Source organism: Kytococcus sp. HMSC28H12 (assembly GCF_001816045.1).
GTDB classification, from domain to species: domain Bacteria; phylum Actinomycetota; class Actinomycetes; order Actinomycetales; family Dermatophilaceae; genus Kytococcus; species Kytococcus schroeteri.
On the sequence record NZ_KV824642.1, the window covers coordinates 23,863 to 33,481 of the forward strand.

Genomic DNA, 9,619 nt, shown 5'->3' on the forward strand with positions numbered 1-9,619 from the left:
CATGACTGAGAACACCATGCAGCGCACCGTCGCCGGCGTTCTGGGCACCAAGCTCGGCATGACCCAGGTCTGGGACGCGGAGAACCGCCTCGTTCCGGTGACCGTCGTGCAGATCGCCCCGAACGTGGTGACGCAGGTCCGCACCCAGGACACCGACGGCTACGGGGCCGTGCAGATCGCCACCGGCGACATCGACCCCCGCAAGGTCAGCAAGCCCCTGCGCGGTCACTTCGAGAAGGCCGGGGTCACCCCGCGTCGTCACGTGACCGAACTGCGCACCGCTGACGCGGCCTCCTACGAGCTGGGCCAGGAGCTCACCGTGGAGACCTTCGAGGCCGGCGCCGTCGTGGACGTCACCGGCACCACCAAGGGCAAGGGCTTCGCGGGCGTCATGAAGCGTCACGGCTTCGCCGGTGTGAGCGCCTCCCACGGTGCCCACCGCAACCACCGCAAGCCCGGTTCCATCGGTGGCTGCGCCACCCCCGGTCGCGTCTTCCGCGGCACCCGCATGGCGGGTCGCATGGGCGGCGAGCGTCAGACCACCCAGAACCTCACCATCCACGCCGTGGACGCCGACAAGGGTCTGCTGCTGATCAAGGGTGCCGTCCCCGGCGCCCGTGGCGGTCTGGTCCTCGTCCGCTCCGCCGCGAAGGGAGCCTGACATGCCGACGATCGACATCATCAGCCCCGCTGGCAAGGCCGACGGTTCCGTCGAGCTGCCCGCCGAGATCTTCGACGTGGACGCCAACGTGCCGCTGATCCACCAGGTCGTGGTGGCCCAGTTGGCCGCTGCGCGCCAGGGCACGCACGCCACCAAGACCCGCGCCGACGTGCGCGGTGGTGGCCGCAAGCCCTACCGCCAGAAGGGCACCGGCCGCGCCCGCCAGGGTTCGACCCGCGCCCCGCAGTTCGCCGGTGGTGGCGTCGTGCACGGCCCGCAGCCGCGCGACTACGCCCAGCGGACCCCCAAGAAGATGAAGGCCGCCGCCCTGCGCGGTGCGCTGTCCGACCGTGCGCGTCACGGCCGCATCCACGTGCTGAGCGCCGTGCTCGAGGGTGACAAGCCCTCCAGCAAGGCGGTCAACGGCCTGCTGCGCGGTCTCACCGACCGTCGCAACCTGCTGGTCGTGCTGCAGCGCGGCGACGAGCTGGGCCTGCTCAGCCTGCGCAACCTGCAGAACGTGCACGTGCTCTTCGCCGACCAGCTGAACACCTACGACGTCATGTGCGCCGACGACGTGTTCTTCACCGCTGGTGCGCTGGACGCCTTCATCGCCGGTGGCCAGAAGGCCACCGCCGACACGAACGCTGCGACGCAGGAGGTTGCCCAGTGAGCACCCCGATGAACCAGTCGAGCACCCAGGTCGCCAAGGACCCGCGCGACGTCCTCCTCGCGCCGGTCGTCTCCGAGAAGTCCTATGCCCTGCTGGACGAGGGCAAGTACACCTTCCTGGTCGACCCGCGTGCCAACAAGACCGAGATCAAGCTGGCCGTCGAGAAGGTCTTCGACGTCAAGGTCGACTCGGTCCACACGATGAACCGCCCGGGCAAGGCCCGTCGTACTCGCTTCGGCATCGGCCGTCGCAAGGACACCAAGCGCGCCATCGTCACGCTCAAGGAAGGCTCGATCGACATCTTCGGCGCGGGCAACTGAGCCGCTGAGAAGTCGACACGAGACACGAGTACGGAGCTAGGACCCCAACATGGCAATCCGCAAGCACAAGCCCACGACCCCGGGCCGCCGCGGCTCGAGCGCCGCGGACTTCGTCGAGGTCACGCGCAGCACCCCGGAGAAGTCCCTGGTGCGCCCGCTGACCAAGTCCGGTGGCCGCAACGCCTCCGGTCGTATCACCACCCGCCACATCGGTGGTGGCCACAAGCGCGCCTACCGTCTGATCGACTTCCGTCGTGCGGACAAGGACGGCGTGCCGGCGAAGGTCGCCCACATCGAGTACGACCCCAACCGCACCGCGCGCATCGCGCTGCTGCACTACGCCGACGGTGAGAAGCGCTACATCATCGCGCCGAAGAACCTGGCGCAGGGCGCCCTGGTGGAGTCCGGCCCGACGGCCGACATCAAGCCGGGTAACAACCTGCCGCTGCGCAACATCCCCGTCGGTACCGTCGTCCACGCGATCGAGCTCCGCCCCGGCGGCGGCGCCAAGATCGCGCGTTCGGCGGGTACCCGCGTGCAGCTCGTCGCCAAGGACGGCCCCTACGCGCAGCTGCGCATGCCGTCCGGCGAGATCCGCAATGTCGACGCCCGCTGCCGCGCCTCCATCGGTGAGGTCGGCAACGCCGAGCAGTCCAACATCAACTGGGGCAAGGCCGGCCGCATGCGCTGGAAGGGCAAGCGCCCGACCGTGCGTGGTGTGGTCATGAACCCGGTCGACCACCCGCACGGTGGTGGTGAGGGACGCACCTCTGGTGGTCGCCACCCGGTCAGCCCCTGGGGCAAGCCGGAGGGCCGCACCCGCCAGAAGGGCAAGGCCAGCGACAAGATGATCGTCCGCCGTCGCCGCACCGGCAAGAAGCGCTGATAGGAGCACCTGAGATGCCTCGTAGCCTCAAGAAGGGCCCCTTCGTCGACGACCACCTTGCCAAGAAGGTGGACGCCCAGAACGAAGCCGGCACCAAGAACGTGATCAAGACCTGGTCCCGCCGGTCGATGATCACCCCGGACATGCTCGGTCACACCCTGGCCGTGCACGACGGTCGCAAGCACGTCCCGGTCTTCGTGACCGAGTCGATGGTCGGCCACAAGCTCGGCGAGTTCGCCCCGACGAAGACCTTCCGTGGTCACGTCAAGGACGACCGCAAGGCCCGTCGCTGATCCACAGCACCGTGACCGCCACCGGCGATCACACCACTTACCACCAGAACGACTGAAGAGGGACTGACATGGAAGCCAAGGCGCAGGCGCGGTACGTCCGCGTGACGCCCATGAAGGCTCGCCGCGTCGTGGACCTGATCCGTGGCAAGCAGGCCTCTGAGGCCCTGGCCGTGCTGCAGTTCGCCCCCCAGGGTGCGAGCGAGCCGGTGATGAAGGTGCTGCAGAGCGCTATTGCGAACGCCCGTTTCATGGCCGACCGCGACGCGACCGCCTTCGACGAGAACTCGCTGTACGTCAGCGAGGCCTTCGTCGACGAGGGTCCGAGCATGAAGCGTTTCCGCCCCCGTGCGCAGGGGCGGGCGAGCAAGATCCTGAAGCGCACGAGCCACATCACCGTGCTCGTGTCGCAGAAGACCGACGAGAACGCCAAGGGAGGGACCCGCTGATGGGTCAGAAGATCAACCCGCACGGCTTCCGTCTGGGCATCACCACCGACCACAAGACCCGTTGGTTCGCCGACTCGACCGCCGAGGGCCAGCGCTACGCAGACTTCGTGAAGGAGGACGTGGCCATCCGTCGGCTGCTGTCCACCGGCATGGAGCGCGCGGGCATCGCCAAGGTCGAGATCGAGCGCACCCGTGACCGCGTGCGTGTGGACATCCACACCGCTCGCCCGGGCATCGTCATCGGTCGCCGTGGCGCCGAGGCGGACCGCCTGCGCGGCCAGCTGGAGAAGCTGACCGGCAAGCAGGTGCAGCTCAACATCCTCGAGGTGAAGAACCCCGAGGCCGTGGCCCAGCTCGTGGCCCAGGGCATCGCCGAGCAGCTCTCTGCTCGTGTGTCGACCCGTCGCGCCATGAAGAAGGGCATCCAGTCCGCGCAGCGCGCCGGCGCCAAGGGCATCCGTGTCCAGTGCTCCGGCCGCCTGGGTGGCGCCGAGATGTCCCGCACCGAGTTCTACCGCGAGGGCCGCGTGCCGCTGCACACCCTCCGCGCGAACATCGACTACGGCTTCTACGAGGCCCGCACCACGTTCGGCCGCATCGGCGTGAAGGTCTGGATCTACCAGGGCGACATGACCGACAAGGAGCTCGCTCGCGAGCAGGCCAACGCCCCGCAGCAGCGCCGTGGCCGTGGCGACCGTCCGGGTCGTGGCCGCGGTCGTGGCCCGCGTCGCGACGCCCCGCAGTCCGCGCCGGCCGCTGAGACCAAGGCGCCCGAGGGAGGCGAGAACTGATGCTGATCCCGCGTCGTGTGAAGCACCGCAAGCAGCACCACCCCAAGCGTGGTGGCGCGTCCAAGGGCGGCACCCAGCTGGCCTTCGGTGAGTACGGCATCCAGTGCCTGACGCCGGCCTACGTCACCAACCGCCAGATCGAGTCCGCGCGTATCGCGATGACCCGTTACATCAAGCGAGGCGGAAAGGTGTGGATCAACATCTACCCCGACCGTCCGCTGACCAAGAAGCCTGCCGAGGTCCGCATGGGTTCCGGTAAGGGTTCGGTCGAGTTCTGGGTCGCCAACGTCAAGCCGGGCCGCATCATGTTCGAGCTCTCGGGTGTGAGCGACGAGGTCGCTCGCGAGGCGCTCCGCCTGGCCATGCACAAGCTTCCGATGAAGTGCCGCATCGTGGCACGTGAGGGTGGTGACGCCTGATGGCGCTCGGCTCCGACGACAAGACGATGACCGACCTGCGCGGCCTGGACGACCAGGCCCTGCGTGACGCCCTGGCCGAGGCGAAGCAGGAGCTGTTCAACCTGCGTTTCCAGTCCGCCACGGGTCAGCTGTCCAACAGCAGCCGCCTCCGCGCGGTGCGCAAGGACATCGCCCGTATCTACACCGAGATGCGCGAGCGCGAGCTCAACATCGGCCGCGCCGCCCAGGAGGCCTGATGTCCGAGCAGACCACCCCCGAGGTGTCCGAGTCCGGCAAGCTGCTGGCTCCCGGTGGCCGTCAGTTCCGCAAGGAGCGTCGCGGCTACGTCGTGAGCGACAAGATGGAGAAGACCATCACCGTCGCCCTCGAGGAGCACGTGAAGCACGCGCTGTACGGCAAGGTCATCCGCAAGACCAAGAAGGTCAAGGCGCACGACGAGAACAACACCGCCGGCGTCGGCGATCTCGTCCGCATCGCCGAGACCCGCCCGACCTCCGCGACCAAGCGCTGGCGCCTGGTCGAGGTCGTGGAGAAGGCCAAGTAAGACCCATCGATGGTGGGGACCGATCCCGAGGTCCCGCCCGGCCCCAGGCCGGTGGGACCTCGGGTCCCAGCCCCACCTTCAGCCCATCCGGTTCGGCAAGGCTCACCCCCGTACGGCGGGGTGAGAACCTGCTCGACGACAGGAGTTTGCAGTGATCCAGCAGGAGTCGCGACTGCGCGTCGCCGACAACACCGGTGCGAAGGAGCTCCTTTGCATCCGTGTTCTCGGCGGTTCGGGCCGTCGCTACGCCGGCATCGGCGACACGATCGTCGCGTCGGTGAAGGACGCCATTCCCGGCGGCAACGTGAAGAAGGGTGATGTCGTCAAGGCGGTCATCGTCCGCACGACGAAGGAGCGCCGTCGTCCCGACGGCAGCTACATCTCCTTCGACGAGAACGCTGCCGTCATCCTCAAGGCCGACGGGGAGCCCCGCGGCACCCGCATCTTCGGTCCGGTCGGACGCGAGCTGCGTGACAACCAGTTCATGCGCATCGTGTCGCTGGCCCCGGAGGTGATCTGAGCCTTGGCGAAGATGAAGATCAAGAAGAACGACCTGGTCCAGGTGGTGACCGGCCGCAAGCAGGAGAACGGCGGTGACCGCGGCAAGACCGGTCGCGTGATCGAGGTCTACCCCGAGCGCAACCGCGTGCTCGTGGAGGGCATCAACCGCGTCACCAAGCACACCAAGGCCGGTGTGGGCGGCGGCGCCGGCGGCATCCAGACCGTCGAGGCCCCCATCCACGTGTCCAACGTGGCGCTGGTGGACCCGGAGACCAACACCCCGACCCGCGTCCGCACGCGTGTCGAGAACGTCGAGCGCAACGGCCGCACCAAGGCCACCCGGACCCGCGTGTCCGTGCGCTCGGGCAAGGACCTGGCATGAGTGAGACCACCGAGATGACCGAGCAGACCGCGGCCGAGCGCCCGGCGCCCCGTCTGAAGGAGCGCTACCGCTCCGAGATCCGCGACGCGCTGAAGTCCGAGTTCGGCTACGCCAACGTGATGCAGATCCCCGGCGTCACCAAGGTCGTCGTGAACATGGGCGTGGGCGAGGCCGCCCGCGACTCCAAGCTCATCGACGGCGCCATCCGCGACCTGACCACCATCACCGGTCAGAAGCCGCGCGTGAACCGTGCCAAGAAGTCCATCGCGCAGTTCAAGCTGCGTGAGGGCATGCCGATCGGTGCGAACGTCACCCTGCGTGGCGACCGCATGTGGGAGTTCCTGGACCGTCTGGTGTCGGTGGCCCTGCCCCGTATCCGTGACTTCCGCGGCCTCTCCCCGAAGCAGTTCGACGGCAAGGGCAACTACACCTTCGGTCTCACGGAGCAGTCCATGTTCCACGAGATCGACCAGGACAAGATCGACCGCGTCCGCGGCATGGACATCACGGTCGTGACCACCGCCGAGACCGACGACGAGGGCCGTGCGCTGCTGCGCGCTCTGGGCTTCCCGTTCAAGGAGAACTGACGTGGCGAAGACCGCTCTGAAGAACAAGGCCGCGAAGAAGCAGAAGTTCGCCGTGCGTGCCTACACGCGGTGCCAGCGGTGCGGCCGTCCGCACTCCGTGTACCGCAAGTTCGGCCTGTGCCGCATCTGCCTGCGCGAGATGGCCCACGCCGGCCAGCTCCCGGGCGTCACCAAGTCCTCTTGGTGACCACGTTCTGAATCCACTCCACTCCATCACAGGTCCCCGGGTGCGCTGCGGCGCCGCGGGAACGCACCCCCGTTCCACCCGGCGAAACCAGGATGAGGAAGGGCGCGACTGCCCATGACCATGACTGATCCGATCGCGGACATGCTGACCCGCGTGCGCAACGCCAACTCGGCGCAGCACGACGAGGTCCGCATGCCGTTCTCGAAGCTGAAGGCCCACATCGCCGACATCCTCAAGACCGAGGGCTACATCGGCGAGTGGAGCGAGGAGGAGGCGGAGGTCGGCAAGACCCTCGTCATCTCCCTGAAGTACGGCCCGAACCGTGAGCGTTCCATCGCGGGTGTGCGCCGGGTGTCCAAGCCCGGTCTCCGTGTGTACGCCAAGTCGACGAACCTGCCGAAGGTCCTGGGTGGCCTGGGCATCGCGATCCTGTCGACCTCCTCGGGCCTTCTGACCGACAAGCAGGCTGCAGCCAAGGGCGTGGGCGGGGAAGTCCTCGCCTACGTCTGGTGAGCCCAGGACGAGGAAGGAACTAGAGAATGTCTCGTATTGGACGTCTTCCCGTCACTGTGCCCAGTGGTGTCGACGTGACCATCGACGGCCAGGACGTGAAGGTCAAGGGCCCGAAGGGCGAGCTGACCACCACGATCCCTGCGCCGATCACGGCCGCGAAGAACGACGAGGGTGCTGTGGAGCTGTCCCGCCCGGACGACGAGCGCGACTCCCGCGCCCGTCACGGTCTGAGCCGCAGCCTGGTGCAGAACATGGTGACCGGCGTGACCGAGGGCTACTCCAAGACCCTCGAGATCAACGGCACCGGTTACCGCGTGGTGGCCAAGGGCTCGGACCTGGAGTTCGCGCTCGGCTACTCGCACCCGATCCTGGTGAAGGCCCCCGAGGGCATCACCTTCGCCGTGGAGAGCCCCACCAAGTTCTCCGTGAGCGGTATCGACAAGCAGCTCGTGGGTGAGGTCGCCGCCAACATCCGCAAGCTGCGCAAGCCCGACCCGTACAAGGCCAAGGGTGTGCGCTACGAGGGCGAGCACATCCGCCGCAAGGTCGGAAAGGCTGGTAAGTAAGCCATGGCAAAGATCGTGAAGCGCCCCAAGGGCTCCGTCGCCTCGCGCGACCGTCGCCACGCCCGCCTGCGCAAGAAGGTCTCCGGCACCGCCGAGCGTCCGCGCCTGGCCGTGCACCGCTCGAGCCGCCACATGTTCGTCCAGGTGATCGACGACGTGCAGGGCAAGACCCTGGCGTCGGCCTCCACCATGGAGACCGAGCTGCGTGGCGCCGAGATGGACAAGTCCGCCAAGGCCCGCAAGGTCGGCGAGCTCGTCGCCGAGCGTGCCAAGGCCGCTGGTGTCGAGGCCGTCGTGTTCGACCGTGGTGGCAACCGCTACGCCGGTCGAATCGCCGCCGTCGCGGACGGTGCCCGTGAGGGTGGTCTGACGCTGTGATGACCGAGAACACCCGTGCAACCCAGGGAAAGGACCTCTGATGGCTGAGACTCAGCAGGGAGGCGAGCTCACCGGCGCGGAGGCCCAGAAGACCACCGCCGGTGACCGCACCAACGAGCGGTCCAACGACCGCAACAACCGCGGTGGCCGCGGTCAGGGTCGCAACGACCGTGGTGGCCGTGACGGCGGCCGCGGGCGCGGTGGCCGCGACGGCGGTCGCGACGAGGGCAACCAGTACCTCGAGCGCGTCGTCACCATCAACCGTGTCGCCAAGGTCGTGAAGGGTGGTCGTCGCTTCAGCTTCACCGCCCTGGTCGTGGTGGGTGACGGCGACGGCAACGTCGGCGTCGGCTACGGCAAGGCCAAGGAGGTGCCGCTGGCGATCTCCAAGGGCGTCGAGGAGGCGAAGAAGAACTTCTTCCGCGTCCCGCGCATCGGTGGCACCATCCCGCACCCGACCCAGGGTGAGGACGCCGCCGGCATCGTCATGCTGCGCCCGGCCGCGCCCGGTACCGGTGTGATCGCCGGTGGCCCGGTCCGCGCCGTGCTGGAGTGCGCCGGCATCCACGACGTGCTGACCAAGTCGCTGGGTTCGGACAACCAGATCAACATCGTGCACGCCACGGTGCAGGCGCTGAAGCAGCTCGAGCAGCCGGAGGCCGTGGCCGCGCGCCGTGGCCTGCCGCTCGAGGACGTCGCTCCCGCGGCCCTGCTGCGCGCCCGCGCCGCGGCTGCCGGAGAGGGGGCCTGATGGCCACGCTCAAGGTGACCCAGGTCCGTTCCGCCATCGGCGCCAAGCCGCAGCACCGTGAGACGCTGCGCAGCCTGGGCCTGAAGCGGATCGGCCACACGGTCGAGAAGCAGGACCGCCCGGAGATCCGTGGCATGGTCAAGAGCGTCACCCACCTGGTGACGATGGAGGAGGTGAACTGACGATGGCCGACAAGAACACTGTCGAGGTGGAGACCACCGAGGCGACCGAGTCGCCGCTGAAGGTCCACGACCTCCGTCCGGCCCCCGGTGCCAAGAAGGCCAAGACCCGCGTGGGTCGTGGTGAGGCCTCGAAGGGCAAGACCGCCGGTCGCGGTACCAAGGGAACGAAGGCTCGTTACCAGGTGCCCGAGCGGTTCGAGGGTGGCCAGACGCCGATGCACATGCGTCTGCCGAAGCTCCGTGGCTTCAAGAACCCGTTCAAGGTGACCTACCAGGTCGTGAACGTGGACCAGATCGCCACGCACTTCCCGCAGGGCGGCGACGTCACCGTCGACTCCTTGGTCGAGGCCGGTCTGGTGCGCAAGGGCCAGCCCGTCAAGGTGCTGGGCACCGGCGAGATCACTGTGGCGGTCAACCTGACCGCCGACAAGTTCTCGGCCTCCGCCGAGCAGAAGATCGTGGCCGCGGGCGGTTCCACCACCACCCGCTGAGGTCCTCGGACCCGACGCACAGGGCCCCGCACCGTCACCGACGGTGCG

Annotated in this window: 20 protein-coding genes; all 20 read left to right on the plus strand. The window is 68.2% G+C overall.

Annotated elements, in window-relative coordinates:
- Position 1: 1 nt before the first annotated feature.
- Complete coding sequence (gene rplC, locus HMPREF3099_RS10200) at positions 2 to 661, plus strand: 50S ribosomal protein L3 (RefSeq protein ID WP_083323708.1); 660 nt, start codon at positions 2 to 4, stop codon at positions 659 to 661.
- A gap of 1 nt (position 662) precedes the next feature.
- Complete coding sequence (rplD, locus tag HMPREF3099_RS10205; protein ID WP_070705860.1) at positions 663 to 1,334, plus strand: 50S ribosomal protein L4; 672 nt, start codon at positions 663 to 665, stop codon at positions 1,332 to 1,334.
- Between the two features lie 8 nt (positions 1,335 to 1,342).
- On the plus strand, positions 1,343 to 1,654 hold the full coding sequence (rplW, locus tag HMPREF3099_RS10210; protein WP_070705881.1) for a 50S ribosomal protein L23: 312 nt from the start codon (positions 1,343 to 1,345) through the stop codon (positions 1,652 to 1,654).
- A 49-nt stretch (positions 1,655 to 1,703) separates the two neighbouring features.
- Positions 1,704 to 2,540 carry a 50S ribosomal protein L2 gene (rplB, locus tag HMPREF3099_RS10215; protein ID WP_070705861.1) on the plus strand — a complete coding sequence of 279 codons (837 nt, stop codon included), beginning with the start codon at positions 1,704 to 1,706 and terminating at the stop codon, positions 2,538 to 2,540.
- A 14-nt stretch (positions 2,541 to 2,554) separates the two neighbouring features.
- On the plus strand, positions 2,555 to 2,833 hold the full coding sequence (rpsS, locus tag HMPREF3099_RS10220) for a 30S ribosomal protein S19 (protein WP_070705862.1): 279 nt from the start codon (positions 2,555 to 2,557) through the stop codon (positions 2,831 to 2,833).
- Between the two features lie 68 nt (positions 2,834 to 2,901).
- Positions 2,902 to 3,279, plus strand: a complete 378-nt coding sequence (gene rplV, locus HMPREF3099_RS10225) for a 50S ribosomal protein L22 (protein WP_070705863.1) — start codon at positions 2,902 to 2,904, stop codon at positions 3,277 to 3,279.
- Entirely contained in the window at positions 3,279 to 4,070 is a 792-nt protein-coding gene (gene rpsC / locus HMPREF3099_RS10230) for a 30S ribosomal protein S3 (protein WP_070705864.1), read from the plus strand. The genes rplV and rpsC overlap by 1 nt, the downstream gene beginning before the upstream one ends.
- Positions 4,070 to 4,489: a 50S ribosomal protein L16 gene (gene rplP, locus HMPREF3099_RS10235; protein ID WP_070705865.1), complete on the plus strand. Its 420-nt coding sequence runs from the start codon at positions 4,070 to 4,072 to the stop codon at positions 4,487 to 4,489. Before rpsC ends, rplP begins: the two co-directional genes overlap by 1 nt.
- Positions 4,489 to 4,725, plus strand: a complete 237-nt coding sequence (gene rpmC, locus HMPREF3099_RS10240) for a 50S ribosomal protein L29 (protein ID WP_070705866.1) — start codon at positions 4,489 to 4,491, stop codon at positions 4,723 to 4,725. The genes rplP and rpmC overlap by 1 nt, the downstream gene beginning before the upstream one ends.
- A complete protein-coding gene (gene rpsQ, locus HMPREF3099_RS10245; RefSeq protein ID WP_070705867.1) occupies positions 4,725 to 5,033 on the plus strand; it encodes a 30S ribosomal protein S17 in 309 nt (102 codons plus the stop codon). Before rpmC ends, rpsQ begins: the two co-directional genes overlap by 1 nt.
- A gap of 151 nt (positions 5,034 to 5,184) precedes the next feature.
- Positions 5,185 to 5,553, plus strand: coding sequence for a 50S ribosomal protein L14 (gene rplN / locus HMPREF3099_RS10250; RefSeq protein ID WP_070705868.1), 369 nt, complete (start codon positions 5,185 to 5,187; stop codon positions 5,551 to 5,553).
- Between the two features lie 3 nt (positions 5,554 to 5,556).
- Positions 5,557 to 5,916: a 50S ribosomal protein L24 gene (gene rplX, locus HMPREF3099_RS10255; protein ID WP_015780008.1), complete on the plus strand. Its 360-nt coding sequence runs from the start codon at positions 5,557 to 5,559 to the stop codon at positions 5,914 to 5,916.
- Positions 5,917 to 5,930: 14 nt separating this feature from the next.
- A complete protein-coding gene (rplE, locus tag HMPREF3099_RS10260; RefSeq protein WP_070705882.1) occupies positions 5,931 to 6,503 on the plus strand; it encodes a 50S ribosomal protein L5 in 573 nt (190 codons plus the stop codon).
- Position 6,504: 1 nt separating this feature from the next.
- Positions 6,505 to 6,690, plus strand: coding sequence for a type Z 30S ribosomal protein S14 (locus HMPREF3099_RS10265; RefSeq protein WP_015780006.1), 186 nt, complete (start codon positions 6,505 to 6,507; stop codon positions 6,688 to 6,690).
- Between the two features lie 114 nt (positions 6,691 to 6,804).
- Positions 6,805 to 7,203, plus strand: coding sequence for a 30S ribosomal protein S8 (gene rpsH / locus HMPREF3099_RS10270; protein ID WP_070705870.1), 399 nt, complete (start codon positions 6,805 to 6,807; stop codon positions 7,201 to 7,203).
- Positions 7,204 to 7,229: 26 nt separating this feature from the next.
- Positions 7,230 to 7,769, plus strand: a complete 540-nt coding sequence (gene rplF / locus HMPREF3099_RS10275; protein WP_070705871.1) for a 50S ribosomal protein L6 — start codon at positions 7,230 to 7,232, stop codon at positions 7,767 to 7,769.
- Between the two features lie 3 nt (positions 7,770 to 7,772).
- Positions 7,773 to 8,147 carry a 50S ribosomal protein L18 gene (rplR, locus tag HMPREF3099_RS10280; protein WP_070705872.1) on the plus strand — a complete coding sequence of 125 codons (375 nt, stop codon included), beginning with the start codon at positions 7,773 to 7,775 and terminating at the stop codon, positions 8,145 to 8,147.
- Between the two features lie 40 nt (positions 8,148 to 8,187).
- Positions 8,188 to 8,898, plus strand: coding sequence for a 30S ribosomal protein S5 (rpsE, locus tag HMPREF3099_RS10285; RefSeq protein WP_070705873.1), 711 nt, complete (start codon positions 8,188 to 8,190; stop codon positions 8,896 to 8,898).
- Positions 8,898 to 9,080: a 50S ribosomal protein L30 gene (rpmD, locus tag HMPREF3099_RS10290; protein WP_070705874.1), complete on the plus strand. Its 183-nt coding sequence runs from the start codon at positions 8,898 to 8,900 to the stop codon at positions 9,078 to 9,080. The genes rpsE and rpmD overlap by 1 nt, the downstream gene beginning before the upstream one ends.
- A gap of 2 nt (positions 9,081 to 9,082) precedes the next feature.
- Positions 9,083 to 9,571, plus strand: coding sequence for a 50S ribosomal protein L15 (gene rplO, locus HMPREF3099_RS10295; protein WP_070705875.1), 489 nt, complete (start codon positions 9,083 to 9,085; stop codon positions 9,569 to 9,571).
- Positions 9,572 to 9,619 lie beyond the last annotated feature (48 nt).